Here is a 26,450-nt window from a genome sequence, read left to right on the forward strand (position 1 = left end):
TCGGTGATGGCGTGCCCGGCGTACCATCCACTTCATGAGGACTTCGGCAGGCGATGGCCGGCCTATCTGACCACACGGGCGCATCGGGTCCGGCGGACAACGAGCCCGAATACGAAGTGATCGGCGGTGTGATCGACGATCAGCCCTCAGGCTTGGCCCGCCCTAAGCCAGGCGCCGGGTCCCCGCCCCGAACCGCCGGAAACTTTGGGGCTGCCGCAGCGGAGGCATGGCGGAGTGCCCGGACATCCTTCACCTCGTGGTGGTTCTGGCTTGGCTGCGCCCTGGGGATTGCCGCCGCCTGGGGCTTGGCCGCGGCCGTGGTTTCTTTTGCAGAAGCCAACGGATGGTTCGCTACCAGGGTTGCAAGTGCCATCTACCTGATCACGGCGGTCTTCCTTGCGCTCGCTGCCGCTGTGCTGGGAGCGGTGTGGGGCTTCCGACATTCCCAAGGGCGCCTTCTTGTCCTGTTGCTGGCCGGAGGTATTCGAGGAGTCGCTTTGGGAGCGCTCGCGGGTGGTGTTTTGCTCGTGGTGGGCGCCAGCGTCGGCGGGCCGACGGCACTGGCCGTTGCCGCCGTCGTCGTGATGGTCCTGGAAGTGGCCTTGTTCGGGCTGATCGGTGCGGGTGCGCGGGCATGCTTTGCGGCAGCGGCGCCAGGGGCGGCATTGAACGCTGTGGTGGTCGCGTTCCTGTGCGTGGGAAATGTGGCGGCCACCCTCCTGCTGCTTCCTGGGACCACCATGATGGACCAGGCTTCCGTCCCGGTGAACGTGGAACGGGACGATTCCGGCAGGATCCTTTCCTACGAGTGCGTGGGCAATTTCCGCCCGGTTCAAGTGGTCCACACAGAACGGGTTGCCTGGATTGCGGCAGCCAACCCGGCCCTGCTTTTAGGGAGCGTGGGCGCCGACGTGGTGCCTACGGACAATGAACTTGGCTGGTTGCTGGCCGGCCTGCAGTGGGCCGCCGATGGGCCCTCACGGGAAGTGCCGTGCCTCGGTGGCGAATCCAGTGACGGGCTGGCACCGTCGGTTCCTGTCTTCGTGACCGGCCTCGCGCTGCAGTCCTTGGTGGCCGCCCTGGTGCTGGTACCTGGCCGGCGGCTGAGGGCTCGGCGACTGGCGACGGGCTTTGGCTAGGCCCCTCGGCGCACGTACTCGGAAATCACGACGCCGGAGCCGAACGCCGTCGTCGTAACCTCTTCGAAGGCGCTTGGCTGGTAGGCACCCGGCGCGAAGAGCGGTATGCCATCGCCGAACAGGAGTGGGCTTCGTTTCAGAACCAGTCTGTCGATTTCACCGGAAAGCTGCGTAGCCAGATGGCCGCCTCCACACAGCCAGATCGACTTACCTGGCTCGGACTTCAATCTGCGGACTACGTCCACCGGGTTCTCGTGGGTCAGCTCCAGGTTTGGGTGCTCGCCCGGGATATCTTCCTCGGTCCGTTTCCGGGAAAAGACCACCTGCTGAAGATGCTGGTAGGGGCTGGTCATGCCGGCAGGCAGCCCCACCGCGTAAGTGTTCCAACCCATCACCACGGTGTCGAACATCGACCCGGTGCGGTCGATGCCCATGGCGTCGGCGATGACCGTGGGGATCGCGTCCGGGAAACGCTCGATTTGGGCGGCCATATGGTCGCCTTCCACCGGAAATGCGTCGAACTCGCCCCCGGGACCGGCAATGTACCCATCCAGGCTGACGGCGACGTAGTACACAAGCTCTCGCACGGGACCCCCATCACGGTTGTTGTTGGTGATTGCGAGACTACAACAGGGCGTTGCGCCTGCCCTCGAAAGCCCTGCCGAGGGTAACTTCGTCGGCGTACTCCAGGTCTCCACCTACCGGCAGGCCGGAAGCCAACCGGGTCACCGTGATGCCGATCGACTTGAGCATGCGGGCCAAGTACGTTGCAGTCGCTTCGCCCTCAAGGTTGGGGTCGGTAGCGATGATGATTTCCTGGATGGCGCCGTCGTTGAGGCGTGTAAGGAGTTCCCGGATACGCAACTGCTCCGGACCGATGCCGGCGATGGGGTTAATGGCTCCGCCCAGCACGTGATAACGGCCGCGGAAGGACCGGGTGCGCTCCACGGCCAGGACGTCCTTGGACTCCTCAACCACACAGATGACCGACGGGTCACGGCGCTGGTCGCGGCAGATGTTGCACTTTTCCTGCTCGGTCACGTTGAAGCACACGGAGCAGAACTTCACGCGCTCTTTGACCGTGGTGATGGCTGTGACCAGGCGCTTCATATCCTCAGGGTCGGCCTCAAGAATGTGGAACGCCAGGCGCTGCGCTGATTTGGGGCCCACACCGGGAAGTCGGCCGAGCTCATCAATCAGCTCTTGAACTGCACCTTCGTACACAATGTCCTCGTTAGTTTGAAATCAATGCTGGTGTCAGCGGGGTTGCAGGGGAGAACCGTCCAAGGCGCGCTCTTCAATCAGCTTTCCGCCCAGAATACGCTCCACCGCAGCCCGCCCAAAGACGCGGGACTCCTCGATGGTTTCATCTTCCGGGCTGGGAATGTCGTCCGCGACCGACTCCGGCTTCGCCTGCGTCCTCACCGGCGCCTGGACACGACCCGCTTGGGCTTCGGGGCTGTTGGTCAACCGCTGGTAAAGGCTCTGACGGCCATTCGGATTGCCCGACGGCGCGGCCTCCTCCAGCGTCGCAACCGAACCATGCGCTTCCTCTGGTTGGGTCGCCAAGGAGGGCCAGGCAGGCGGTGCGCTGCTGCTTCCGGCGGGGGCGCTGCCGCTGACGGGCTCGGGCATCGATTGCGTTGCGGGCCAGCTTGACGCCGGTGCGACGTCCCAGCTGGAGCTTGGGTTCTGCTCCGCGTTGGTTGGATGGCCGTAGGCGCCCGTGGTTGCTTCCGGAACCTGGGCTGCGGCTGGCTCGTAGTCGGGGGCGTCCGGTGCGGCCGCAGTTACTTCGGCTGCTTCGGCGGGTTTCTTGCCCACGTTGGACTCCGTGCCGACAACCCAAGTACCCGGCGCCTGCTCGACTGCCCTGGACCAGGGGTCGTTGGACGCCGCCGCCTTCGCGGTGCTGGCCGGCGGGGAAGGTACAGCCGCTGATGCGCCGCTTGCTGGGGCCGAAGAGGTGGCCGCTGAAGGCGCCGAGGCATTCGACGTTGGAACACTGGTCGCCGGTGCCGCGGATGCCGTACTGGGTTGGCCGTACCCCGAGGGGGGTTCCCAATCCGCAGGTGGCTCTTCGTCCAGGGGCGGCGCGTCCTCGTCGAGCGGCGGACCCCAGTCGTCGTCAGGGTACGAGTAGTCGCCGGAGGGCTCGGGAGTCGGAGGAGCGGCCGGGGCTTCTTGGATTTCCGCTGCTGCCGGGGTGGCCGCTGGGGTGGGACTTGTTGAGGCCGCGTCATGGGTGGGCGCAGGAGCCGGAGGCGCAGCCACAGGAGTGGGCGCCGGCGATGCAGCAAGCGGAGTTGATGCCACCGGAGCGGCGGTTACAGGTGCAGCTGGGGCCAGGCCCCACGCCGAATCGACCGCCGACACAGGTGCCGGCGGGGACATCGGCGTCGAGTCCACCGGTCCTGCCTGGCTGGCCGACGCGGCTCCACCTGTCGACTGGGCACCGCCCGCCGCCGGAGTTTCCCGGCTAGTAGGTGCTTTTGGGTTTGGCTCAGAGCTCGCTGAACTGTTGCCGCCGGCGATGGCCACGATCTGGCAGTCGATGCCGATGGTCTTATGAATCGCCTGCCGAAGGTTCTCGGAGTGATCCGCACGTCCGAACGCACCCGCAAGGCCGCCCGTGGTAAATGCCAAAGTCAGGACCTGGCCGTCGAACTGGGCAACCTGGGCATTCGGTTCCACCAGTGCCCAGGTGCTGCGCTTGATCTTGGTCAACGTCTGCAGGACATCCGGCCATGCACGGCGCAGAGCCTCTACGTCTCCGGTTCCGCCGGATGCAGGCGCTCCTGCGGCCGCAGGCGCTCCGCCGGCCGCGTTCGACTGCGGTGCCGGTGCTTGAGGTGCAACCTGAGCTGGTGCGGACTGCACTGACTCGGACTGTGCCGGTTGCACCGGTTCAGGGCGCACTGGGGCTGGCTGGGCAGGTGCCGCCTGCTGTGCCTGTGGCATTGCTTGGGCTGGAGGAGGTGTCGGTGCCTGGGCGGGTTCGGTTTGCTGTACCGGTGCCGAGGCAGCAACCGGGGCTGCGGCCCCCTGCGCAGGAGCGGACTGTGAGGGGCGACCGGAGGTTTGCCGCTCCTCCACTGGCCAATCATTGGTGGATACCCGCGGTGCCGTCAGGGCATCCCTTGACGCAGGCTCAGCGGTCGGCTCGGACACAGTCGGCGCGGAGTGGGTAGCGGGTGCGGGAGGGGATACCGGCGCGGTTTGCGAAGCCGGCGCGGCTTCCCGCGCAGCAGCCGCAGCAACCGGCGGGCCAGCAGCAACAGCAGGCGCACCGCCGTCGCCCGTGTAATTCAGGCGACGTTCCACGCGGTCGATGCGGGCAGCGATGCCTCGCTCGGTCTGCTCAGCGCTGGGCAGCAGGATTCGGGCGCACAGCAGTTCAAGGTGCAGCCGGGGCGAGGTGGCACCGGTCATCTCGGTGAGGGCGGTGTTGGTGACGTCCGCTGCCCGGGACAGCTCGGCAGCGCCAAGGTTGGTTGCCTGGTTGCGCATGCGGGCGATCTGGTCCGCCGGCATGCCGCGAAGAATGGCCTGGGCGCTCTCGGGCATTGCTTGGACGATGATCAGGTCGCGGAATCGTTCCAAGAGATCCTCGACGAAACGCCGGGGGTCGTGACCGGTTTGGATAACGCGGTCCACGGCCTTGAAGACCACCGCGGCGTCGGAGGCTGCAACAGCATCCACGATGTCGTCCAGCAAGGAAGCGTGCGTGTAGCCGAGCAGGGCCACAGCGAGTTCATAGTCCAGGCCATGGGGGCCGGCGCCTGCCATGAGCTGGTCAAGGACGGACAGAGTGTCGCGAACAGAGCCGCCGCCTGCGCGGATGACGAGTGAGAGCACACCGGGGGCGACCGGAACGTTCTCCTGCTGGCAGAGGAGCTCGAGGTACTGCATCAGGGGCTCGGGTGGCACCAGCCGGAAGGGGTAGTGGTGCGTGCGGGAGCGGATAGTCCCGATGACCTTGTCAGGCTCCGTGGTGGCGAAGATGAACTTGATGTGTTCCGGCGGCTCTTCGACGATCTTCAGGAGCGCGTTGAAGCCGGCCGACGTGACCATGTGGGCCTCGTCAATGATGAAGATCTTGTAGCGGTCGCGGACCGGGGCGAAGGTCGCGCGTTCACGGAGATCCCGGGCGTCGTCAACGCCACCGTGGCTGGCGGCGTCGATCTCGATGACGTCCAGCGAGCCGGAGCCGCCGCGGGCAAGCTCGATGCAACTGGGGCATTTGCCGCAGGGGGTGTCAGTGGGGCCCTCGGCGCAGTTCAGGCAGCGGGCCAGGATGCGGGCCGACGTGGTCTTGCCGCAGCCGCGGGGGCCGGAGAAGAGGTAGGCGTGGTTCACGCGGTTCTTGCGGAGCGCCGTCATCAGCGGCTCCGTGACGTGTTCCTGCCCGATAACGTCCGCGAAAGAGTCCGGACGGTACCTTCGATACAGGGCAGTTGTAACAGTCACAAGTGAAACCTACCTATAGAGACTGACATTTAAATAAGTGACCCCTCATGCACCCGCCAGAGCCCATCTACCCTTGCTACCTTCCGGTCCTGGGGGAGTTCAACAGGATGACGCCACATGAGGGGCCGTCGACAAGCTTACCCGAACTTGGGTTGGGGTTCGAATCGGCTCGAAGGGCTGTGGATAAGGCTCGACGGCGGGTGGCTTGGTTCGCGATTCATCGCCACCCACTCACTGGCCACGTCATGAAAGCCGGCTCCTCGTAAGGGTGCGCGGCCCGCAGGGCCTGCACCACGCCGTCGAGCATGTCCTCCTCCACCACGCACTCGACCCGGGTTTCCGGCACCTGCTCCTCAATCCCCACCTCACCAACAGCGGGATGCGCTCCTGGCAGGGGCGTGAAGCGGCCAGTGCCTGGCGACGTAAAGGCACAGTGGGAGTAGTTGCCGATCCGCCCGGCGCCGGCGTCGCCAATGGCCAGGAGGACTTCTTCGATATGCGTCTCCGGAACGTAAACGACCAAGGCGTGGAGCTGCGTCATGGGAACATCCTGTCAATAAACTTCGGCTACAAACAGGTCTCAACCATTGCAAAAGCCGGTATCACAGCGGACTATGGGTATGTACACCGATTGGGGCAATCTCAAGATTGTGAGCTGCGGGGCCTGGGGGCGAGGGGCCGGACCCGGCAGCTCAACGATGTACCGCAAGAATGGGCGCGTTGGGGGCGTCCATTTTTCCGTTAACGGGCGTGTTTCCAGGGCCTTCCAGGGGTGGTCATTCACCCCGATTACACGTTGCCGAAATTCTCAGGTACAGTAGTATCTGCTTTCGAATCGGAAGCAAGGAGAATTCGCCTAGCGGCCTATGGCGCACGCCTGGAACGCGTGTTGGGTTAACGCCCTCGGGGGTTCAAATCCCCCATTCTCCGCGGTTGGCCCCAGTCCTTGGACTGGGGCCTTTTGCGTTTCCTGAAGCTAGTCCGCGTCCGCCTGCTGCTCGGCGTCCTGCTGTTGCGCTGCTGCCACCCTTTCCAACACTTCGCGGCAGGCTGCGGTTGCGGGGTGGATGCGGCCGGCTGTCCTGGTGGAGGTGAACACGGTCCGCTTTGGCAGGGCCGGAAGATCCAGCAGTTGAACGGTACGCGAGCGCCCGGTCCAGACGAGGTCCGGCATGAGTGCCACGGCGTTCCCGGATTCGATGAGCCGGATCTGTGCTTGGAGATCGGCCGTCTCGTACCTGACGTCGGGCTCGAAGCCCGCAGACCGGCATGCCTGTTCGGCCCAGTGCCGTGAAGCTGCGCCGCGGGGTTCCATGACCCATGGCATCGATGCGGTGTCCGCGAGGGTCGACACCGTTTCGCCGCCGAGTCCCACCGGGGGAGTGGCCAGGCGGATGGCATCACTGGTGAGGGTGACGCGGTCCAGCCCGCTGTGGTGCGGGGCAGCGTGGCCGGGGTATTGCTCGGCCACCACAAGGTCGAAGTCCCGCGCCCACGTTTCGTACAGGGCGGTCTCGGGCTCGCGTTGGGTCATCTCCACGCGCACCTCCGGATACTCCTGCCGCATGATGGTGAGGAAATCCGGCAGCAGGGCCAAGGCCGCGGACTGGAAAACGGCCAAGCGGACCGTTCCTGTGACCATGGAGAGCGAGGCGGCGAGCTCGGTTTCCGCACGCTCCAGGGTTTCCAACAGCGCCGCGGTGTGTGCCACGAGGATCTCTGCCTGGGGCGTCAGCTGCACGCGACGCCCCGCTTTGCGCAGCAATTCCACGCCGGCTTCCTTTTCCAGGAGAGTCAACTGTTGGGAGACCGAAGATGGGCTGTACTGCATGGCATCGGCCACCTCCGCGAGGGTTCCGCGGATCTTCAACTCGTGCAGCAAACGCAGCCTGCGGACGTCCAGCACGGGAGCCTCCAAAAGATCGGGATGGATAATCAATATTCGTCAGAAAAGATCGCTTTTCCTAACGTGATTGTAGATCCATACTGATGGAAACAAACAAACTTCTCCGTCCCAGAAGGAGCCCCCATGACCAGCACCATCCCGGATGCCACCGCCCCGAGCAGCCAGGATTCCGGGCAGTTCGACGCTTTGGCGCAGGAAGCCATCGCCTTGGTCCGCCATTGGCTCACAGAAGCCGGCAAGATCCCCGTGGACGTGTCCGCCCAGCGCCTGGCCGGCGTCTTGAAAGACCCCAACGGCCTGGATTTCACGGTTGGATTCGTCGACGGCGTCATCCGCCCCGAGGATCTGTCGGTCGCCGGCCGTAAACTCGCAGAGTTGGCACCCAAGGTGCCGAAGTTCCTCCCGTGGTACATGCGCAGCGCTGTCCGCGTGGGTGGCGTTATGGCTCCGATCGTCCCGCAGGTAGTTATCCCGATCGCCCGCCGCGTGCTCCGCGAAATGGTGGGCCACCTGATCGTGGACGCCACTGACGCCAAGCTCGGCCCGGCCATCGCCAAGATCCGCCAGGACGGCGTTCACTTGAACGTGAACCTCCTCGGCGAAGCCGTTCTGGGGGAGCACGAAGCGCAGCGTCGCCTGGAAGGCACCCTGAAACTCCTGGCCCGCGATGACGTGGACTACGTTTCCATCAAGGAGTCCTCCACCGTGGCACCGCACTCCCCGTGGGCCTTCGACGAAGCCGTCGATCACGTCGTGGAGAAGCTCACCCCGCTGTACCGCCTTGCCGCGTCCTTCCCCAAGCCCAAGTTCATCAACCTGGACATGGAGGAATACAAGGACCTCAGCATGACCATCGCGGTGTTCAAGCGCATCCTTGACATGCCGGAGTTCAAGAACCTGGAAGCTGGCATCGTCCTCCAGGCATACCTCCCCGACGCACTCGGCGCTATGCAGGAACTGCAGGAGTGGGCCACGGCTCGTCGTGCACAGGGCGGCGCTCCCATCAAGGTACGCGTGGTCAAGGGCGCCAACCTTCCCATGGAGCAGGTTGAAGCTTCCCTTCACGACTGGCCGCTGGCCACCTGGGGGACCAAGCAGGACTCGGACACCAGCTACAAGAACGTCATCAACTACGCCCTCACTCCGGAACGCATTGACGCGGTCCGCATCGGCGTGGCCGGCCACAACCTGTTCGACGTCGCCTTTGCCTGGTTGCTGGCCAAGGAGCGCGGCGTAACGAAGGGCATTGAATTCGAGATGCTGCTGGGCATGGCAACCGGTCAGGCCACCGCAGTCCGCAAGGATGTCGGCAGCCTCCTGCTTTACACGCCCGTGGTCCACCCGGGCGAGTTCGACGTCGCCATCGCCTACCTGATCCGCCGCCTTGAAGAAGGCGCCAGCCAGGAAAACTTCATGAGCGCAGTTTTTGAACTGAGCGACAATGAAGCCCTGTTCAAGCGCGAACAGCAGCGCTTCCTGGACTCCCTGGCCCGCATGACGGACGAAGTTCCTGGCCCCAGCCGCCAGCAGGACCGCCGTCTCCCCGCCGAGCCCGCACCGCTCGAGGGCTTCAGCAACACCCCGGACACCGACCCGGCACTCCCTGCCAACCGCTCCTGGGGCCGTGACATCCTCAAGCGCATTCCGGGTTCCACTGCGGGCAACAAGATCGTCGAGTCCACCAAGGTCTCCGACGCCGCCGAGCTGGATCGCATCATCGCTACCGCCGTGGATCACGGCAAGGCCTGGGGCGCCCGTCCGGCCGCCGAACGCGCAGCGATCCTGCACCGCGCCGGCGAGGTCCTTGAGGCCCGTCGTGCGGAGCTTCTTGAGGTCATGGCGTCCGAAACGGGCAAGACCATCGACCAAGGCGACCCCGAAGTCAGCGAAGCAATCGACTTCGCGCACTACTACGCCGAGCGCGCCAAGGACCTGGAAACGGTCGACGGCGCCACGTTCGTCCCAGCCAACCTCACCGTGGTGACCCCGCCGTGGAACTTCCCGGTGGCGATCCCCGCAGGTTCGACGCTCGCAGCGCTCGCCTCGGGCTCCGCCGTCGTGATCAAGCCTGCAAAGCAGGCCCGCCGCTCCGGTTCCGTCATGGTGGATGCCCTCTGGGAAGCCGGCGTGCCTCGCGAAGTGCTGGCACTCGTGCAGCTCGAAGAGCGCGAGCTTGGCACCCAGTTGGTCTCGCACCCCAGCGTTGACCGCGTGATCCTCACTGGTGGCTACGAAACCGCTGAGCTGTTCCGTTCCTTCCGTCAGGACCTGCCGCTGCTCGCGGAGACCTCGGGTAAGAACGCCATCATCGTCACCCCGAGCGCTGACCTGGACCTCGCTGCCAAGGACGTCGTGTACTCGGCGTTCGGCCACGCAGGCCAGAAGTGCTCGGCTGCCTCACTGGTGATCCTGGTGGGTTCGGTCGCCAAGAGTGCCCGCTTCCACAACCAGCTGATCGACGCCGCCCGCTCCCTGACCGTGGGCTACCCGGAGGACGCCACCACGCAGATGGGGCCGATCATCGAACCGGCCAACGGCAAGCTCCTCAACGCCCTCACCACCCTGGGCGACGGCGAAAGCTGGGCGATTAAGCCCGAGCGCCTCGACGAAACCGGCCGTTTGTGGTCCCCGGGCATCCGCTCCGGCGTCAAGCGTGGCTCCTACTTCCACCTCACCGAGTTCTTCGGCCCGGTCTTGGGTGTCATGACCGCCGAGACCCTCGAGGAAGCCATCGCCATCCAGAACGAGATCGAGTACGGCCTCACCGCCGGCCTGCACTCCCTGGACTCTGCTGAAATGGGCGTCTGGCTGGACACCATCCAGGCCGGAAACCTGTACGTCAACCGCGGCATCACCGGTGCGATCGTGCAGCGCCAGCCGTTCGGTGGATGGAAGAAGTCGGCAGTCGGTGCCGGAACCAAGGCCGGTGGACCGAACTACCTGATCGGCCTGGGCAGCTGGCTCCCCGCCGAAGCCAACGCCAAGCGCGGCACGGTGCTCCAGGGTGCAGCCGCTCAGCTCCTCGCTGCTGCAAAGTCCGCCGACGTTACCGCTGAAGAACTCCAGACCCTGCAGCAGTCGCTCTTCAGCGACGCCGCAGCCTGGGAATCCGAGTTCGGCACCCGCAAGGACGTCTCCGCCCTCTCCGCAGAGCGCAACGTCTTCCGGTACCGCTCCCTCCCTGTCACCATCCGCCTCTCCGAAGGCAAGCGAATTGCTGAGCTGCTCCGTGTAGTAGCAGCCGGCGCAGTGGCGGGTTCGAAGCTGACGGTAAGCTCCGCCGTCGTACTTCCTGACGCCGTGGTGACGGTCTTCGCGAACCTGGGCGTCAGCGTCCGGATCGAGGACGACGCCGCGTGGCTGGGCCGTGCGGCCAACTTCGACGCCGGCCGGATCCGCCTGATCGGTGGCGACTTCGCTGCGCTGAGCGCAGCCATGGGTGGCCGTCCGGACGTCGCGGTGTACCACGGTGCTGTAACCCAGGCCGGTCGGATCGAGATGCTGCCGTTCCTCCGCGAGCAGGCCGTGTCCATCACCGCCCACCGCTTCGGCACCCCGAACCACCTGTCGGATCACCTGATCTAGGACGCATCCACGGCGTGCGCCGAGGGGTGAGCTCTCGGCAGTAAGCACGCACCAAGAGGTTGAAAGCCAGCCCCTCGGCGATATCCACACCACGTGTGTCCCCGTCGAGGGGTTGGCTTTCGCCTTTTTGGGAGGCTCAAAGGGTTGAAAGCCAGCCCCTCGGCGAAAGGCACCTCAGGCCTCGGCGTAGCCCAGCCTTTGCAACCTGCGGCGCGCTGCTTGCTCGCTGGGACCGTGGGAGCCCAGGGCGAATCGGACCATCCCCAACACGCCACGCGCCGCCAGGATGGCCGGCAAGGGCACGGGGCCAAGCCTGGCGGGCCGGAGGCCGAGCAAGTCCCGATACTTAGGCTCAAGGCTCGCGACGGCGGCCGCGAACAGGATGGTGTAACCGGGCTTGAGGAGTGGGCTCAGGGGAGGATAGCGAATAAACGACACCGTCTCGGCAAGCCGCTCATCGGCCCGGAGTACCCCGGAGGCGTACCACTGCTCCAGCTCGTCACGGACCTGGGCTTCGGTGAGTGGCGGGTCTACAACTCCCATGAGTCGTCCGGCTGCTGCCCATTCGCGGACGTAGGCATCGGGCCCGCCAGGGATGGCCCTGCCCCAGATCCGGTTGGCAGTGAGGAAGGAGTCCGCGTAGGTGACGTGGACCCAGCGGAGGAGTTCGGGGTCGTTGGCGGCGTATTCGCGCTCCACACCCAGCCCGTCAAGGTAGGTTCCCCGGACACGCTCATGGATCTTCCGGACCCGTGCGGTCGCGGCTTCGGCGGCCTCCGTGGAGCCGTACGTCACGGTGAAGATCCACCGCACGGTGTTCGCGAGACGGCCCAAGGGGTCCTTCTGGAAGCCGGAGTGTTCGTAGACACCCGCCAGCGCGCCGGGATGGAGGGCCTGCATCAGCAGGACGCGGATGCCCGCCACGATGGTGGCCACGTGGCCGTGCACCGTCCAGACGGCCGACCCGGGAAGGTGATATCCGGCGTCGTTCCCGTCTGCGAGCCGCGGCACCCACTCCGGAGGCGTGCCCGACGTTCCGGTGAAGGTGCGCTGCAGTTCGTGCCTGTACTCCGTGAGGTAATTCCTCATAGGTCCCATGAGACCTCCATTTGGCGGAGGTGTACAGAGCAGATTGTGTACAGGTAATGCCCTGATGACCGACGCATCAGGGCATTAGCTGTACAAAAACTCCGGGCTTCAGGAGCGAACGCGGCGCCGGGAGGGTGCCGCTGCCACCAGCAGGGCGGCAATCGCGACGGCGGCACTCAGGATGAGTCCCGGCCGGTACTGTTCCAGCATGGCTTGGGCGCTGACGGTTCCGGCGGCTTGGCCGTGACCGCTGACCAACGCTGTGGTGACGGCCAGAACCAGTGCGGCTCCCACTTGTGTGCTGGTCTGGATCAGGCCGGCTGCCAGTCCCTGTTCCGAATCCTTGATCCCGGCGGTCGCTTGTACGTTGATGGACGGGAAGGCCAGCGCAAACCCGACTCCGAGCAGGACCACCGACGGCAGGATGTCCAGCACGTAGTTGGGCGTAGTGCCGACGCGGAGGAACAGGACGTAGCCCAACCCCATCGCAGTGAGGCCCGCCAGAATCAGCTGCGTGGCGCCGAACTTTTCGATGAGCTTGTCCGCGAACGGTGCGCTGGTCGCGACCAACAGGCCGGCGGGCAGCAAGGCCAACGCCATGCCCAGCGGGGTCCAACCGAGCACCGACTGCAGGTACATGGTGACGATGAACTGGAAGCTCAGGTAGGACCCGAACAGCCCTACCGCGCTGAGGTTGGCCCGAGCCACCCAGCCCTCCTTGAGGATGCTGAAGCGGATCAGCGGGTGCTTGACCTTGTTCTCGATCACCGCGAAGGCTGCCAGCACGGCAACGGAAACTGCGAATCCGGCGATTGTTGCCACAGATCCCCAGCCCTGTTCCGGTGCTGAAACCAAGGTGTAGACGAGGCCAAGCATGCCCAGTGCCAGGGTCACGGCGCCCCAGACATCGTGCCCGCTGTCCTCAACGGATGGCTTGTCCTTGGGAATGAACTTCATGCCCAGGAGGACAACCACCACTGCGATCGGCACCGAGACCAGGAACGTCCAGCGCCAGCTGAGGCTGGTCATGAGGCCACCCACCACCAAGCCCAGCGAGAAGCCGCTGGCGCCGAACGTCGTGAAGATGGACAGCGCCTTGTTGCGCTCGCGTCCCTCCGCGAAGTTGGTGGTGATGATGGAGAAGCCGGTGGGCGCGGTGAAGGCGGCCGCGAGTCCCTTGATGAACCGGGTGGCGATCAGGATGGCGGGGTCGTCCACCAGTCCGCCCAGGAGCGACGCCGCGGCGAAAACGGTCAAAGCAATGAGGAAGATACGACGGCGGCCCAACAGGTCCGCGAGTCGGCCACCCAGGAGCAGCAGGCTTCCGTAGCCCAGGACGTAGGCGGAGACGATCCACTGCAGGGAATCGGTTCCGAGGTTGAGTTCCTGTCCGATGGACGGCAGGGCAACGCCGACCATGGAAACGTCCAGCCCGTCGAGGGCCAAGACGGTGCACACGACCATCAGCAGCAGCCACTGGGCGCGGGTCCAGTGAACGGCTGAAACCAAAGGCGGCTCAGTTGAGGATTTGAGGGCGGTGGGTGATGTCATGCGCTTCAATCTATATGACGCGTCATTCAATGACAAGGACTACGATGACATGTCATTGGATGACGCAGAATTTTATGACATGGATTCAAATCGCGTTATGAACTAGAATCGGCACATGGCAACGACGCGTGACCGTCAACTGGTTGAGCAGTGGCGCAGCATCCAGAACTCCTACTTCCGCACCGCAGGAGCGATCGACCGCGCGCTGGAAGCCAAGTTCGACATTGGCCTCAATGAGTTCGAAATCCTGGATCTCGTGGCTGAAAGCGAAGAATCAGCGTGCCGGATGAAGGCCTTGGGGGAGCGCACCCCCATGACGCAAAGTGCCGTCTCCAAGGTGGTGGACAGGCTCGAAAAAGCAGGCCTGGTCTCCCGCCAAACCTGTGTGGATGATCGCCGCTCCCTGTTCCTGGAGCTGACGGACGCCGGCCGCGCGCTCCACTCCACGGCCGCCGTCGAGCACCGTGCGCTGCTCGAGGAAAACCTGGGCTCCTAACCGCCTGACCCGGCTGGCCAGGGTATACGTCTGAGTGGGATTAGATGAGCGAACGGAAGATGTCCCAGCCCGTTCCAATGGTTTCGGACGTGGGCACGAACCCGGCGTACTTCAGGAGATCTCCCTCCGGGTTGATGGCGATGGTGTCGTTTCGGGTCACTGTGTGCCCCCAATGTATGGCCTCACCCAGGTTGTGGGTGTAGCTGCCAACACCGATGACATCGGTCATGACCTCCCATCCGGGGCCCCACGTGCCGGCGCCTTGCCAGTCTCCTTGGCCGTCAGAGCGGTAATGGTGCATATAACCGTCGTGGTCACGTCCCAGGATGTCGACGTTACCGTCGCCGCTGAGGTCGCCCGAGGCCATGATCTTGTCAAAGACCTGCCACCCAGTGCCTACAACCTGTGGTTCCTTCCAGCCGCCGTCACCATCGCCGGGGTACAGGTGGAGGTCGCCCTCGGCATCGCGGGCGAGCACGTCATTGATGGTGTCTCCGTCAAAGTCACCGGGGCCCACGATGGTGTCAAAAATGTTCCAGCCCGTGCCCACAACAGAACTGTCCATCCAACCTCCGTGGCCATCGCCTGGATACAGGTGGAGGTCGCCCTCGGCATCGCGGGCAAGGATGTCGTTGTTTCCGTCCCCGTCGAAATCGCCGGGTGAGAACACGACGTCGAACATGTTCCATCCGGTGCCCACGAGCCTGGGTTCATCCCACTGCGCTGTCTCGTAACTGGGGCACAGTCCGGCGTTACAAGTCCCTAGGCCATAGGTGTACGTTCGCGGGTACAGGACCAGTTCGCCGTCGTCCGTGCGGCCCAAAAGCTCAAAGTTCCCCCGCCCGGTCCACCCCATGGCCCGGTTGGAGGCAGAGATGGGCGCCGTCTCCTTGCTGTGCAGGAGAGTGTTCTCGTCGCCTCGCAGGGCATCGCCGCACTGCTGCTTCTCCGGAGTGGTGGCGTAGACGTTGAACGAAAGCCGGTTGCCCCGGTCCTCCGGCAAAACTTTGAGTGGTTCCACCTGGCGCTCTGGAGGGAGGGGGGTGCCGTTGCTGAGCCATTCGATCGTGTAGCCATCAGGCGCTGCCTCAGTTTTATCGCAGCCCGAGAATTCCGCTGGAGCACCCATCCGCAACTCCGACCCGACGTATGGCATGCCCACCATGGATACGATCCCGTCCATATCAATATGGTGGAGGGGCGCGGTCCCCGCCGCGGATGAAGGGGACACACCGGCACCCGCCAAGCCGGCCACGAGCAGGGCAACCATTGCGCCGGCCCGGGTGAGTGACGAGTCCCGCACGGCGGCAAGAGTTCTCTGACGTAACGACGAGGTGTTCATTCAGGCTCATTCCTGGTGGTGTCCGGCGCATGACGTCAGATGGGGACCATCCGGTTCCGCTCTGTCCTAACCTAGCTCAAGACATCTTGAGCAAAAACTGATGGAACCTTTCCGCCACAAGGACCCGCGAAGCCTTTATTTCTGATGTGATTCCCGCAACAATGGTGCTTGCACGCCAGGCTGGGGTTTGGTGCCGCTGGCTTTTGGGGAGTGTTTTGTGGGCAAGCATCATGATTCAGACCGGGCAATAGACCTGATCCGTGCCGAAGGATTCCATCGCGTTCTCATCGCGGGAAGCCTCGCCGTTCTGGCCTTCTTCGCCTTCGGCTTCCAACCGCTCAATGCGGCCCCCACCAGCACGGTTGATATTTCCTTGGCGCAGGGCGTCGTCGGGCCCACGGCATTGGGCACCCTGGTGCCGCCGGAGGCCGAGACACTCGTCATCGATCCCATGCCCGAACCCCCGGAACAACTTCCCGGCACCCCCATGGTCTACTTTGACCGCGCCATGGTCCGAACCGTCAGCAAAGACGGTTCCACAGGGCTCACGGTAGCTTCCGCGGGGTTGTCCCGTCCGCCCACCGGTGCCCTGTACGCACCCCTTGAGGTCCTCAACCTGAGTTCCAACTATGGCTACCGCTACAGCCCCCTGACTGGCTTGGCCGGCGAGTTCCACTGGGGCCAGGATTACGCCGCCGCCTGCGGAACACGCGTTTACGCGGCCGACGCCGGTGTGGTCCGGGCCGTCGGCTGGCATTTGTGGGGTGGCGGAAACCGCGTGGAGATCGAACACGGCAACGGCTTGGTCACCACCTACAACCACCTGCAGGCCATCGGCGTCACCAAGGGCCAATCCGTCCGGGTTGGCGAGGTCATCGCCCAGGTTGGCACTACCGGCTGGTCCACAGGTTGCCACCTCCACTTCGAGACGATCGTGAATGGCCTGCACACCAACCCCAACGGCTGGACCTACCTGCCCATGCGGCAGATTGATCCGCTGCAGACCATCTCCATGGTCAACTACCAGCCCGGCGTTGGAACGGGAACGTCCGCGGCTCCGGTATGGGCCGTTCCGGTAGCCGACGGCACCAACCGCGCCGTCATCGGCGGAGAGCACGAAGAGCCCGAGCCACTGCCGGTGGTGGTTCCGCCTACCACCACGACGCCGGGCACCACGACGCCGGGCACCACGACGCCGGGCACCACGACGCCACCGGTTACGCAGACACCCGCTCCAACGCAGAGTCCGACGGCGACCGCCTCACCGTCCGCGACGGCGACGCCGACTCCAACCCCGACACAGACTGCAACCCCGACACAGACTGCAACCCCGACACAGACTGCAACCCCGACACAGACTGCAACCCCGACGCCGACCGCCACGCAGACTGCTTCACCCACGGCCACGCCTACGCAGACAGCTACCCCGACTCCGACGCCTACGCCGACCACCACGGCGCCGGCTACCACCACTGCGCCTGCTACGACCACGGCGCCGGCCGCGAAAACTGTGGCACCGCCAGTGACCTCGTCGGACGCTTCCGCGCCGACCGCCGTCGTACCTCCTGCGGCGCCGGCTCCGCCGGCTCCAGCGCCGGCGGCTCCGGCTCCGGCGGCGCCTGCGGTGGTTGCCCCGGCGGCTCCCGCTCCGGCAGCGCCGGCGGCAGTAGTCCCGGCTCCTGTAGTCGTCGCTCCAGCACCTGCTGCGCCGGCCGTGACGCAGGCCGTGGCTCCTGCTCCAGCTCCCGTTGCGCCGGTGGCTCCTGTGCCTGCTCCGGCACCCGTCGCGGTACTGCCGACGACGCTCCCAGCGGTGGTTCTTCCGCCTGGATATGTCCTGGTAGCACCGGACAAGGTCCGGCTGCCCAACGGCACGGTGGTCCTGTTGTCCACCCTGGTTCTTCCTCCGACGCCCTAGAGGTCCCTACGCTGAGGGCACGCGAAACGCCAACACGCCCGCGTTTCGCGCCCCAAAGCCAGCTCCCGTAAGCTCGATGGCGGCAAGCCCGCCAGCCGACGTCGTCAGGAAGCGAACCCCATGACCAGCCTGTACAGCATTCCCCTCACCTTCAACGATGGCTCAGAAGCGGACTTCGGCCGGTTCGAGGGGAAAGCGGTCCTGGTGGTCAACGTGGCTTCCGAGTGCGGCTTCACACGCCAGTACGCCGGGCTCGAAGAGCTGTACGGCAAATACCGCGAACAGGGCCTGGAGATCCTCGGCGTGCCCTGCAACCAGTTCGGTGGGCAGGAACCCGGCGCGGATGAGGAGATCGCGGAATTCTGTGAGCGGAATTTCGGCGTGACCTTCCCTCTGACCAGCAAAGCGAACGTCCTGGGAAAGCAGCAGCACCCCCTGTTCGCGGAGCTGACCCAGGATGAGGACGGCCAGCCTGCCAAGGTGAAGTGGAACTTCGAGAAGTTCGTCATAAACCGGGGCGGAGATCTCGTGGCAAGGTTCCCATCCACAGTGGAGCCTGACTCCGAAGACCTTGTGAAGGCAGTGGAAAAAGCGCTGGCGTAAAGCCACCAATTTTGAAGGGAGGAAAGTAATTTTCCAACATTCCGCCGGATGTTAGCCAGTTGTTGGCTAGTTGTCTGGTTGGATTGGCCCTACTGGATTGATACGGGAGACGCCGTCTCCCACCAAACGCTAAGGCAAGCTATGGAGCTCATCGAGGCCGAGTACCCCAAACCAGGTCATGTGCTTTTGCACCTGAGTGATCTGCACCTGGTGGGTGGTCCGGGCACGCTCTATGGCTCTGTGGACAGCGCCACCAGGCTCCAGGAGATCTGCGACCAGATCGTCGCCTCCCGGATCAGGCCGGAAGCCATCATCTTCACCGGAGACCTCGCGGACAAAGGTGAGCTGGAAGCCTACAAGCGGCTCCGCGACATGATCGAACCTGTCTGCGACGCTCTCGGGTCCAAAGCCATCTGGGCCATGGGCAACCACGACAACCGTGCCAACTTCCGTTCCGCCTTCGTGGATGCCTCCGAGGCCAGCAAGCCCCACGACCCCGTGGACCGCAGCTACTTCGTGAACGGGCTCCGCATCATCACGTTGGACACCACCGTCCCTGGCCACCACTACGGTGAACTGTCGGAGTCCCAGCTCGAATGGCTGGCTGCCGAACTGGCCACCCCGGCTCCCGACGGCACCATCCTTGCCCTGCACCATCCGCCTGTCCCGTGCGTCCAGGACCTCGCCGTGTTGGTGGAGCTCCGCGGCCAAGCCGCACTGGCCGCCGTCGTGCGTAATACGGACGTCCGCACCATCCTGGGTGGCCACCTGCATTACTCCACGACGGCGGGCTTCGCCGGCATCCCGGTATCGGTGGCCTCGGCCACGTGCTACACGCAGGACCTTGGCGTCCGCGCAGGCGCGCAGCGGGGCAGGGACGGTGCGCAGTCGTACAACATGATCCACGTGTACGAGCACACGATTGTGCATTCGGTGGTGCCAATGTCCGGCGGCGTCACCGTGGGCGAGCCCGTGGACGCTGACGAGGTTCAGCGTCGGCTGGCTGAAGCCGGCATCCGCATCCCCACGAATCGCGGGTGGGTGCCCACACATCGCCGGGCACGCACACCTCGTCGATGCCGCTTGTTGCTCCCGGTGGTTTTACTTCTCCCAAGGCGCCTTAACCGGGAAGTACTTCTCCAGGAAGTCCGTCACCAGGTCGGCACGCTCGTTGGCTTCAACCTCCGGGAAGCTGCCGTCGTTCAGGCAGAAGAAGTCCATGTGGCGCTTCGCCAGGAGCTTGGGCAGGTAATGCAGGCCAGCCCACATGGTGGAGTCCACGTACCTGACCTTGGCGTTGGTCTGCGTGACGGCGCGGCCCGTGAGCAGCGCGTAGTAGTGGTAGAACGAGTTGGTGACCGAGATGTTGTCCGCAGCGCGGAAACGGCTCCCGGCGGTCTTAGCGAATTCCGCCGGGAATTCTTTCTCCATTCGGGCCACCACGCTGCGCCGCAGGGGAGCTGCGGTGTGTTCGAGGTGCCGGGTGGTGATCCGGCCAAAACGCTCCCAGAGCAGCTTCCGGTTGACGCGTGCCGCGTTCTCGAAGCCGCTGCGTTCGGCGTCGTTCTCGCCCAGCCCGATCCGGGTGTCAGCCTCGATGAACTTGGTGATGCCACCGGGAGTGAAGAACATGTCCGGGCCCACGGGGCGGCCAAAGAACATGTCGTCATTGGAGTACAGGAAGTGCTCGGAAAGCCCCTCGATGTGGTGGAGCTGGCATTCCACGGCCTGCGAGTTGTGCGTGGGCAGGACCGAGGTATCGGCGAAGAACTCCTCGCTGCGAACGATCGTGACCGACGGGTGGTCGGCCAGCCACTCAGGGGCGGGGGAGTCGGTGGCGATGAAGATCCGCCGTACCCAGGGCGCGAACATGTGCACCGAACGCAGGGCATATTTCAGTTCGTTGATCTGGCGGAAGCGGGCCTCATGGTCGTCACCCTCGCCCAGAACGGCCCCGGCCTGCTGCGCGCGCCGCCTGGCGATGTACTCGGGGTCGCTGCCGTCCACCCACGAGAAAACCATGTCGACATCAAAGTCGATGTCGCTTGCGTGGTCCGCGAACATGTTCTCGATGGTGGGCCAGGTCAGGCCGTGCCGCTGAACGGTTCCACGGACAGCGTCCTGCCGCAGCATGGTGCGGCGGGTCAGGGAGTTCTCCACGGGCAGCTCAAGGTGGTCGCCTTCAAACCGCCACAGCTCCAGCTGCACGCCCAGCGCCGGGCCGTACCAGAGGCCACCGCCCGTTTCGACGCGCGGGCGGTACAGGCGGAAGATGCGCGCTTTCCGGTTGGCGGACAGCTCGCCGTCGGCCACCAGGACCGAGGTCTTCTTCTTGGCGTCCACGGTCATGGAGTAGAAGGGCTCGTTGTGGAACGCTGACACCAGCGCCTCACGGACCTCCTTGCGTGACTCCCAGTCGACAGCGATAACCGGCCTCTCATCATTGCCGCGCACCAGGATGAAATCGACGCCGGCAGCGTCCAGTGCCGCCCTGACAGCCAGGAGATCGGACACCATGGCCTGTTGCGGGGTGAGGTCGGCGTTGATCAGGGCGTACCGCCCACGGTGACGGACGACGTCGGACCGGTGCTTAAGGTGCGCGACGACGGCAGGCGAGATCGCCTCAGCAATCGTGTCCTCTTCTATGGACGGGCTGCCGTGGTAAATCGGATCGACCTGTGCTTGTGTGATGGCTGTATCTCCGGGATCGTCGGTGCGTGAAACTGGACTCGCTGGTTGTCAGATGGAAAGGGCCTCGCGCCAGCTGCGGAGGAAAGCGCCGCCGGCGTCGTCGTGGATGACTTCGTCCGCCAGTTGGAGGTCAGAGGCCGTCAGGATGGTGTAGGGCTTCACCGGTACGCCGTCTGCGGGCCGGACGTCCACGTGCTTTACGTCGTGATCGTTGTGGTGAAGCCAGTCTGCCATGGCATAGTCCGTGCGGGAATCACCCACGGTCCGCCATGAGAGCGGAGTGATGCCCTGGGCCGCGAGCAGTTCGACGGCGCGGCTCGCTCCGAGGTCTTTGCCGAGGCGGACGGATTCGATGTCCGTGGAGATGATGGTGGGGTCCAACCGGTAATCTGCCGTGTCATCGGATTCTGGCGCATGGTGGTCCAGAATCGCCGCGTTGAGGCCATGGCGTCCCATGATGTCCAGGGCGTCGGCGTCGAAGAGTTTCTGTTCGGCCAGGTAGTCCGCGCTGGCCACGTCCAGGTGCTGCTCCACGGAAACCATGGCGCGCTTGGTCTCGTCAAAGAACATGTGCGCGGAATAGTCCTCGGCAACCAATCGGCGGATATCGTCGCCGTAGGCCTTGGGTACCGCGAGTTCGCGGTCCACATGGATGGGACCGGGGCCTTCCGCCGTGTAGCTGAACCACACAGCGCCCTTCTCGCAGATGGCATGGATGACGGTGTTGGACGGCATTCCGGCGGCGATCATGGGCTCCATGACCTGCTCGCTGATGAACGCGTCAGAGCGGCCTGTGTTGAAAATGACGGGAATGCCCGCCGAGGCCAGCGCCACCATGTCCGCGATGATGTCCGGCTTGACGTCGCGCGTCACAGGGCTGGCAATGGGGCCGTCGACATCCAACAGCAACGCCAGGGCGGGCGTGGCGTGGGCAGCGGTCCGTTCAGTACCTTGGAGCGGTTGAGTCATGCCCCTATTCTGTCAGTCCCCGCGGCTACCCTCACAGCTATGACGTCTGTGACGCCCCACGAAGGTTATAGACGGCACTCGTGGAAAGTACGCGCCAGTACGGACGGACTTTGCTGATCACTGCTTCCTACCGGAATTTGCCTTCGGGATCCGGTGTGCATCGGGTGTTGCCGCCGAGCGTGGTGCCGAAGCTGCTGGTTCCAAGCTGCATGGAGAACTTGCCATCGCCAAAGCCAGTGGTGGTCTGGTCTCGGTTGGCCCCCGAGGGCTGGGTTTGTACGACTCTTAGCCCTTTGCTTTCAAAGACTTCCTTTACCGTCTTATGTATCGCTTCAGCCTGATCTTCTGAGATCGCGCTGCGGGTAATGTCAAAGCTGAATTGAGTCCCTTCAATGCCCTGAGGCAGATCGCAGACGTCCCCCGGTGCATCTGGTGCAACTTTCGTCCAGTCACCAGGGGCGAGGGCTTGGACTTCCGTGAAGATGTCGAGGTATTCCTTGCGGGCTTGTTCTGATCCCATGGTCTGCTCCGCGGTGCTGGTAGCGGGACTGGTGCTGGGGGTTGTCCCGCACCCTGCAAGCGTGAGCAGAATGATCGCTGTGGCGGGAAGGACACGCCAGTATAGGCTGCGGTGCATGGTGGTCATGGCTTTCCTAGCGGAACTTACCTTCCGGGTCGGAAAAACAACGGGTATTTCCGCCGAGGGTAATGGCGAGCCTGCCGGTGGTTAGTCCCATGACAAATTTGTCGGGCCCGAACACGTCGGTGCTTCTGATGAAATTCGGGCCATCGTCTGTTTCTTGCTTGACTGTGAAGCCGGTGGCTTCAAACAAGGTCTTGACCTTGTCATGAAGCGCATCCATTTCTTCCCGACTCAACGGGCTCCGATGGGCATCGAAAGAGACTTTGGTTCCCTCAGTGCCGAGGGGGCCATCACAGACCCCGCCTGGTTTGTCGGGGGTGACTTTTGTCCAGTCGCCAGGGGCAAGGGCTTGGACTTCCGTGAAGAGGTTGAGGTATTCCTTGCGGGCTTGTTCTGATCCCATGGTCTGCTCCGCGGTGCTGGTAGTTGGGTTGGTGCCAGGGCTGGGCTCACACCCCGCCAGAGCGAGAAGAAGAACCGCTGCGGCGGGAAGGGCACGCCTGTGCCGGCGGCGGAGTTTGGTGGTCATCGTGTCGCATTCGTGAATTGATCGTCCGCCTGGGGATCCCTAGCGAAATTTACCTTCCGGGTCGGCAAAGCAGCGGGTATTCCCGCTGAGGGTGATGCCGTACTTGCCGGTACCGAACCCCATAGAGAACTTGTCGGGCCCGAGGACCACGGTGTGTCGGACAAAGTTCGGGCCATCATCGATTTCCTGCCTGAGATTAAACCCGGTGGCCTCGAACAAGGCCTTGACCTTGTCGTGGAGAACATCCATTTCTTCCCGGCTCAGTGGACTCCGACTGGTATCGAAGGAGACCTGGGTGCCTTCCGTGCCGAGAGGACGATCACAGACCCACCCTGCTTTGTCTGGTGTGACTTTCGTCCAGTCGCCGGGGCGAGAGCTTGAATCTTGTTGAAGAGGTCAAGGTACTCTGTTCGGGCTTCTTCCGGGTCCATTGTCTGCTCCGCGGCGCTGGTAGGTGGGTTGGTGCTTGGCGTTGTCCCGCACCCTGCAAGGGTGAGTAGAAGGATCGCCGCGGCGGGAAGCATATGCCAGTATCGGCGGCTACGTGTGGATGTCATCGTTTCGCATTCGTGAGCTGGTGATTCAAGCCGAGGGCGATCCTGGCCTGGTTGTAGCTAGACTCTGTTGACTTGTCGAAGTAACCGTAGATGCCGTCCTTGCCACCGGTTTGCCCGTCGTGGGTTTTCGTTGGCAGGTCTTTGGCACCATCCGGTCCTGTGGTGCCGTCCGTGCCAAAGGTGACAAGCAAGACGGTCCCGGTCAATCCCATTCAGACGAGCGAGGTCACGTTGCTCAACTCTTTGATCATTGGCCTGTTTGGTTTTGGATGCCATGTCCTTGCCGACGGTAGTGTCCAGCCCGGGGAGCTGGTAGGTGACGTGCTTGGCGGCATCGAGGTCTCCCACGGAAATAGATGCACCGAACCCGGTCTCCGATCCTGTCCCGAGACCAAAGGGAACGAAGCTCACGAGTTGAAAGATCGATGACTTGTCGTCAGTATCGACGACTTTTTCGTTGCCCTCGGTGTCGTAGAGCGTTTCCCAGATCTTGTTGACCATGCCTTCCTGGGAGCCTTCATCAACTTTTCCGCCGTGCTCTTCGCGGTACTTCTTCCAGTGATTGTGCATCTGCAGCAACTTTTTGCGGTTGGCAAGGTCCCTGGCGGTCGCGGTGACACCGTTCAGGTTTCCAATAACTTCGGGCAGTGCATCGATCAGGAGCTGCTGTTCTTCACCGACGGTGACTTTCCCGGTGGCAGGCTCGACGGTGTGGCCAAGACCAGACCACCACGTGGCTGTGGCTACGGGGTCCAGTCCTGGTTGGGTCAGGAGTTCCCGCAGCCTGGCGCTGCCACCATTACCGAGCCAAACCTTCAGTTGCGCTGCACTCATGGTTCCGATGTCGTTCAAACCGACTTGGTTTGGTGCTGCGTACTGGATGAAGAGCCCGTTGAGCATGCTGTCCGCGATAGAGCCGTTGCCTGCTGTTTCGAATGCGGTGGCGACCTGCTCTATCCAATCGGCGTCTGCTGCGTTGGCGGCGAGCAGCTGCTCAAAACCAGCAACAAACGATTCAGTCTCGATGGTCACCCAGGAACACGATGCTGTGAAACCGCTCCAGGCATTCCGGACTGCGACAAAGTGTGAATTCAGGGTGTTCGTGGCCGTCCGGGACACTGAGGCGAAGCCGCGGAGCTTGCCCGGGTCAGCCGAGGTGGTTCCGCTTCCTGGTCCGCCGGCGAACCGGGGCCGGTCCCGCGGAGAAAACACAGCTGAAACAGCCGGTGCAGGGACCGGCGTTCTCTCGGGCATCGGGTCCAGGACCATGGTGGCGACTGTCACTGACGTTTTCGCGATGTTCCCGGAGAGCAGGTGCTGTTTACGGATATTGTCGCGTTGCTGCCAGGCATCCATGTTCTTTTGCCGGGCTTTCTCTTGCTGGGCCCTGTGCTTGGCCTCGCCGACGTCCTCGGCCAGAACCGCGAGGACACCTGCAAGCTTGCCGCGATCATCAGACCTGATGCCGCAGGCGTCCTTGAACAGACGCCCGTAGCCCCCGTTGAAATCCTGCACTGCCCGCTCCACGGCCCCGCACAGGAAGCCTCCCTCGGCCCGCAGAACCTCGTCGGCGGAGTTCGCGGCACTGATCAGCGCGTCGGCCGCGCCGTCATCAAAAGCAATTGCCATACTAGGCCCCCAAACCAGAACAATAAATCCAACGACTAGCATAATTGCTGTTTGCGCAATTGGAAGGTCGTGGTGTTGGACGAATTTAGGAGGGTGTATGCCAGAGGATGCAAAGAAGCACCGGTTCCTGACCACGGAACAGGTGGCCGAGGAACTGAATGTGTCAGTGAACCGGGGCAGGGCGTTGCTCAAGCCGGTGATCTGCGGGCGTCCAGGTCCGGGGCCGTAGGAGCAGAAGCCGGAAGTCACCTTTTGGCTACAACCTGCTTGTGCCGCGGGTCACAAGTTCCGTTAGGGCGCCAACTTCCATAGGCTTGAAGGGTGATCTTCAAAGCTGTGGGCGAGGGACGCCCGTACCCTGACCATGGATACTCGGCGCCGCGGGACTGGGCTGCCTTGCCCCCGCGCCCTATCCGCCTCGATGAATTGGTAACCACCAAACGGACCTTGGATTTGGAGGCATTGTTGGCTGAGGACTCAACCTTCTTTGGCGACCTGTTCCCGCACGTTGTCCAGTACCAGGGCGTCATGTACCTCGAAGACGGGCTCCACCGGGCCGTCCGCACGGCGCTCCACCAAAGGACCGCGATTCACGCACGTGTATTGGTGATCGATGGCTAGGCGGACGGGTCCCACCAGTCCGGAGGCGTCCCCAGCAAAAAAACGTAAGCGTCCCAAGGATGTGACGCTGCTCCATGGCCACCACGTGGTCACCGGCCCGGAGCTCCGGGCCACCTTTGCCGAGGATGCCGCGGCCCAGAAGACCCGTTTCCGGCGCCGGCTGCTTCACGGAATTGTCCTGGTCCTGCTGGTGGGTGTGATCGCTGCCGGGGCGGTTGGAGCCTGGGCCATCATGAACGGCGTGATCAAAGTCCCCACCGCGATCGCCAGTAAAGCCCCAATGAGCCTGTGCCCCACCACCACGTTCGACTACGTTCCGAACGAAACAGTGAACCTCAACGTCTTTAACGCCACCTCCCGCGGCGGCCTGGCAGGTACCGTGGCTGAGCAATTTACTGCCCGGGGCTTCAAAGTGGCCTCGGTGGACAACAGCGAGACCGCCTACGCCGGAGTGGCCGTAGTAGTTTCCGGCGTCAAGGGCCAGGCGGCTGCTTTCAACGTCCAGCGCAACCTTGCCGGCACGGACTACTTCCAGGACAACCGTGAGGATGAGTCCGTGGATGTCATCCTCACCTCAGACTACGAAGGCCTGGTGGAACCGGAACTGGTGGATCAAACCCCGGGGAAGCTGCTGTGCCCGCGCGAAGACCTGCGCATTGCCGATAACTCCAAGTGGCCCATCATCCCGACGCTTCCAGCGGGGCCGTAACGG

General features: G+C 63.8%; 22 protein-coding genes, 1 tRNA gene, 1 other RNA gene and 1 pseudogene. 10 read left to right on the top strand and 15 right to left on the bottom strand.

The window, feature by feature from the left end:
- Positions 1 to 53 precede the first annotated feature (53 nt).
- Complete coding sequence (locus CGK93_RS03460; protein WP_232481533.1) at positions 54 to 1,139, top strand: hypothetical protein; 1,086 nt, start codon at positions 54 to 56, stop codon at positions 1,137 to 1,139.
- Here the strand turns inward: CGK93_RS03460 and CGK93_RS03465 are convergent.
- The 5 genes from CGK93_RS03465 to CGK93_RS03485 form a co-directional block, all read right to left on the bottom strand.
- Positions 1,136 to 1,726, bottom strand: a complete 591-nt coding sequence (locus CGK93_RS03465; protein ID WP_089593618.1) for a dihydrofolate reductase family protein — start codon at positions 1,724 to 1,726, stop codon at positions 1,136 to 1,138. The genes CGK93_RS03460 and CGK93_RS03465 overlap by 4 nt on opposite strands.
- 37 nt (positions 1,727 to 1,763) lie before the next feature.
- Positions 1,764 to 2,363 carry a recombination mediator RecR gene (gene recR / locus CGK93_RS03470; protein WP_089593619.1) on the bottom strand — a complete coding sequence of 200 codons (600 nt, stop codon included), beginning with the start codon at positions 2,361 to 2,363 and terminating at the stop codon, positions 1,764 to 1,766.
- 33 nt (positions 2,364 to 2,396) lie between these two features.
- On the bottom strand, positions 2,397 to 5,609 hold the full coding sequence (locus CGK93_RS03475) for a DNA polymerase III subunit gamma and tau (RefSeq protein WP_089593620.1): 3,213 nt from the start codon (positions 5,607 to 5,609) through the stop codon (positions 2,397 to 2,399).
- A gap of 33 nt (positions 5,610 to 5,642) precedes the next feature.
- An RNA gene (gene ffs, locus CGK93_RS03480) (signal recognition particle sRNA small type) lies at positions 5,643 to 5,739 on the bottom strand.
- Between the two features lie 87 nt (positions 5,740 to 5,826).
- Positions 5,827 to 6,150: a hypothetical protein gene (locus CGK93_RS03485; RefSeq protein WP_089593621.1), complete on the bottom strand. Its 324-nt coding sequence runs from the start codon at positions 6,148 to 6,150 to the stop codon at positions 5,827 to 5,829.
- Positions 6,151 to 6,454: 304 nt separating this feature from the next.
- On the opposite strand from CGK93_RS03485, the gene CGK93_RS03490 reads away from it, so the two are divergent.
- Positions 6,455 to 6,539 (top strand) — tRNA-Ser (locus CGK93_RS03490).
- Between the two features lie 46 nt (positions 6,540 to 6,585).
- Here CGK93_RS03490 and CGK93_RS03495 read toward each other — a convergent pair.
- The gene (locus CGK93_RS03495) at positions 6,586 to 7,515 is read right to left on the bottom strand and encodes a LysR family transcriptional regulator (RefSeq protein WP_089593622.1); all 930 of its coding nucleotides are present in this window, start codon (positions 7,513 to 7,515) and stop codon (positions 6,586 to 6,588) included.
- A 123-nt stretch (positions 7,516 to 7,638) separates the two neighbouring features.
- Here CGK93_RS03495 and CGK93_RS03500 point away from each other — a divergent pair, with 123 nt between their 5' ends.
- Positions 7,639 to 11,100 carry a bifunctional proline dehydrogenase/L-glutamate gamma-semialdehyde dehydrogenase gene (locus CGK93_RS03500; protein WP_089593623.1) on the top strand — a complete coding sequence of 1,154 codons (3,462 nt, stop codon included), beginning with the start codon at positions 7,639 to 7,641 and terminating at the stop codon, positions 11,098 to 11,100.
- A gap of 174 nt (positions 11,101 to 11,274) precedes the next feature.
- Here the strand turns inward: CGK93_RS03500 and CGK93_RS03505 are convergent, their stop codons facing one another.
- Together CGK93_RS03505 and CGK93_RS03510 are read right to left on the bottom strand one after the other, a co-directional pair.
- On the bottom strand, positions 11,275 to 12,198 hold the full coding sequence (locus tag CGK93_RS03505) for an oxygenase MpaB family protein (protein WP_089593624.1): 924 nt from the start codon (positions 12,196 to 12,198) through the stop codon (positions 11,275 to 11,277).
- Positions 12,199 to 12,297: 99 nt separating this feature from the next.
- A complete protein-coding gene (locus tag CGK93_RS03510) occupies positions 12,298 to 13,740 on the bottom strand; it encodes an MFS transporter (RefSeq protein ID WP_089593625.1) in 1,443 nt (480 codons plus the stop codon).
- 115 nt (positions 13,741 to 13,855) lie between these two features.
- Between CGK93_RS03510 and CGK93_RS03515 the strand changes: the two genes are divergently transcribed.
- Positions 13,856 to 14,236: a MarR family winged helix-turn-helix transcriptional regulator gene (locus CGK93_RS03515; RefSeq protein ID WP_089593626.1), complete on the top strand. Its 381-nt coding sequence runs from the start codon at positions 13,856 to 13,858 to the stop codon at positions 14,234 to 14,236.
- A gap of 40 nt (positions 14,237 to 14,276) precedes the next feature.
- On the opposite strand, the gene CGK93_RS03520 is transcribed toward CGK93_RS03515, so the two are convergent.
- Entirely contained in the window at positions 14,277 to 15,578 is a 1,302-nt protein-coding gene (locus CGK93_RS03520; RefSeq protein WP_089593627.1) for an FG-GAP repeat domain-containing protein, read from the bottom strand.
- Between the two features lie 217 nt (positions 15,579 to 15,795).
- On the opposite strand from CGK93_RS03520, the gene CGK93_RS03525 reads away from it, so the two are divergent.
- From CGK93_RS03525 to CGK93_RS23960, 3 genes and pseudogenes are all read left to right on the top strand, one after another.
- A complete protein-coding gene (locus CGK93_RS03525) occupies positions 15,796 to 17,496 on the top strand; it encodes a M23 family metallopeptidase (RefSeq protein WP_089593628.1) in 1,701 nt (566 codons plus the stop codon).
- A 120-nt stretch (positions 17,497 to 17,616) separates the two neighbouring features.
- Positions 17,617 to 18,099, top strand: coding sequence for a glutathione peroxidase (locus CGK93_RS03530; protein WP_089593629.1), 483 nt, complete (start codon positions 17,617 to 17,619; stop codon positions 18,097 to 18,099).
- Between the two features lie 141 nt (positions 18,100 to 18,240).
- Positions 18,241 to 18,816, top strand: a pseudogene (locus CGK93_RS23960) (metallophosphoesterase); the annotation flags it as partial.
- Positions 18,817 to 19,200: 384 nt separating this feature from the next.
- Here the strand turns inward: CGK93_RS23960 and CGK93_RS23965 are convergent.
- The 6 genes from CGK93_RS23965 to CGK93_RS03565 all read right to left on the bottom strand — a co-directional run bounded on the left by CGK93_RS23965 (position 19,201) and on the right by CGK93_RS03565 (position 25,117).
- Positions 19,201 to 20,616 carry a stealth family protein gene (locus CGK93_RS23965; protein ID WP_089593630.1) on the bottom strand — a complete coding sequence of 472 codons (1,416 nt, stop codon included), beginning with the start codon at positions 20,614 to 20,616 and terminating at the stop codon, positions 19,201 to 19,203.
- Positions 20,617 to 20,838: 222 nt separating this feature from the next.
- The gene (locus CGK93_RS03545) at positions 20,839 to 21,759 is read right to left on the bottom strand and encodes a hypothetical protein (protein ID WP_089593631.1); all 921 of its coding nucleotides are present in this window, start codon (positions 21,757 to 21,759) and stop codon (positions 20,839 to 20,841) included.
- A gap of 127 nt (positions 21,760 to 21,886) precedes the next feature.
- Positions 21,887 to 22,405, bottom strand: a complete 519-nt coding sequence (locus tag CGK93_RS03550; RefSeq protein ID WP_089593632.1) for a hypothetical protein — start codon at positions 22,403 to 22,405, stop codon at positions 21,887 to 21,889.
- A gap of 7 nt (positions 22,406 to 22,412) precedes the next feature.
- Positions 22,413 to 22,805 carry a hypothetical protein gene (locus CGK93_RS03555; protein WP_157731585.1) on the bottom strand — a complete coding sequence of 131 codons (393 nt, stop codon included), beginning with the start codon at positions 22,803 to 22,805 and terminating at the stop codon, positions 22,413 to 22,415.
- Between the two features lie 165 nt (positions 22,806 to 22,970).
- On the bottom strand, positions 22,971 to 23,180 hold the full coding sequence (locus CGK93_RS03560; protein ID WP_089593634.1) for a hypothetical protein: 210 nt from the start codon (positions 23,178 to 23,180) through the stop codon (positions 22,971 to 22,973).
- Positions 23,181 to 23,545: 365 nt separating this feature from the next.
- Entirely contained in the window at positions 23,546 to 25,117 is a 1,572-nt protein-coding gene (locus CGK93_RS03565) for an alpha/beta hydrolase (protein ID WP_089593635.1), read from the bottom strand.
- A gap of 97 nt (positions 25,118 to 25,214) precedes the next feature.
- Between CGK93_RS03565 and CGK93_RS24350 the strand changes: the two genes are divergently transcribed.
- The 3 genes from CGK93_RS24350 to CGK93_RS03575 all read left to right on the top strand — a co-directional run bounded on the left by CGK93_RS24350 (position 25,215) and on the right by CGK93_RS03575 (position 26,447).
- Complete coding sequence (locus CGK93_RS24350) at positions 25,215 to 25,346, top strand: hypothetical protein (protein ID WP_269768470.1); 132 nt, start codon at positions 25,215 to 25,217, stop codon at positions 25,344 to 25,346.
- A 92-nt stretch (positions 25,347 to 25,438) separates the two neighbouring features.
- Entirely contained in the window at positions 25,439 to 25,738 is a 300-nt protein-coding gene (locus CGK93_RS03570; RefSeq protein WP_011773432.1) for a type II toxin-antitoxin system VapB family antitoxin, read from the top strand.
- 61 nt (positions 25,739 to 25,799) lie between these two features.
- Complete coding sequence (locus CGK93_RS03575; RefSeq protein ID WP_089593636.1) at positions 25,800 to 26,447, top strand: LytR C-terminal domain-containing protein; 648 nt, start codon at positions 25,800 to 25,802, stop codon at positions 26,445 to 26,447.
- The last annotated feature ends 3 nt before the right edge of the window (positions 26,448 to 26,450 follow it).

It is taken from the genome of Arthrobacter sp. YN (genome assembly GCF_002224285.1).
Lineage (GTDB): Bacteria > Actinomycetota > Actinomycetes > Actinomycetales > Micrococcaceae > Arthrobacter.

What these genes read in the sequence shown, in the direction of transcription:
- CGK93_RS03515 (WP_089593626.1), top strand. Translation starts at nt 13,856, where the DNA reads ATGGCAACGACGCGTGACCGTCAACTGGTTGAGCAGTGGCGCAGCATC.
- CGK93_RS03560 (WP_089593634.1), bottom strand. Translation starts at nt 23,180, where the DNA reads ATGGATGTTCTCCACGACAAGGTCAAGGCCTTGTTCGAGGCCACCGGG.
- CGK93_RS03545 (WP_089593631.1), bottom strand. Translation starts at nt 21,759, where the DNA reads ATGACTCAACCGCTCCAAGGTACTGAACGGACCGCTGCCCACGCCACG.
- CGK93_RS03500 (WP_089593623.1), top strand. Translation starts at nt 7,639, where the DNA reads ATGACCAGCACCATCCCGGATGCCACCGCCCCGAGCAGCCAGGATTCC.
- CGK93_RS03555 (WP_157731585.1), bottom strand. Translation starts at nt 22,805, where the DNA reads ATGGGATCAGAACAAGCCCGCAAGGAATACCTCAACCTCTTCACGGAA.
- CGK93_RS03485 (WP_089593621.1), bottom strand. Translation starts at nt 6,150, where the DNA reads ATGACGCAGCTCCACGCCTTGGTCGTTTACGTTCCGGAGACGCATATC.
- CGK93_RS03510 (WP_089593625.1), bottom strand. Translation starts at nt 13,740, where the DNA reads ATGACATCACCCACCGCCCTCAAATCCTCAACTGAGCCGCCTTTGGTT.
- CGK93_RS03460 (WP_232481533.1), top strand. Translation starts at nt 54, where the DNA reads ATGGCCGGCCTATCTGACCACACGGGCGCATCGGGTCCGGCGGACAAC.
- CGK93_RS03530 (WP_089593629.1), top strand. Translation starts at nt 17,617, where the DNA reads ATGACCAGCCTGTACAGCATTCCCCTCACCTTCAACGATGGCTCAGAA.
- CGK93_RS03520 (WP_089593627.1), bottom strand. Translation starts at nt 15,578, where the DNA reads ATGAACACCTCGTCGTTACGTCAGAGAACTCTTGCCGCCGTGCGGGAC.
- CGK93_RS23965 (WP_089593630.1), bottom strand. Translation starts at nt 20,616, where the DNA reads ATGGTGTCCGATCTCCTGGCTGTCAGGGCGGCACTGGACGCTGCCGGC.
- CGK93_RS03565 (WP_089593635.1), bottom strand. Translation starts at nt 25,117, where the DNA reads ATGGCAATTGCTTTTGATGACGGCGCGGCCGACGCGCTGATCAGTGCC.
- CGK93_RS24350 (WP_269768470.1), top strand. Translation starts at nt 25,215, where the DNA reads ATGCCAGAGGATGCAAAGAAGCACCGGTTCCTGACCACGGAACAGGTG.
- CGK93_RS03505 (WP_089593624.1), bottom strand. Translation starts at nt 12,198, where the DNA reads ATGGGACCTATGAGGAATTACCTCACGGAGTACAGGCACGAACTGCAG.
- CGK93_RS03550 (WP_089593632.1), bottom strand. Translation starts at nt 22,405, where the DNA reads ATGACCACCATGCACCGCAGCCTATACTGGCGTGTCCTTCCCGCCACA.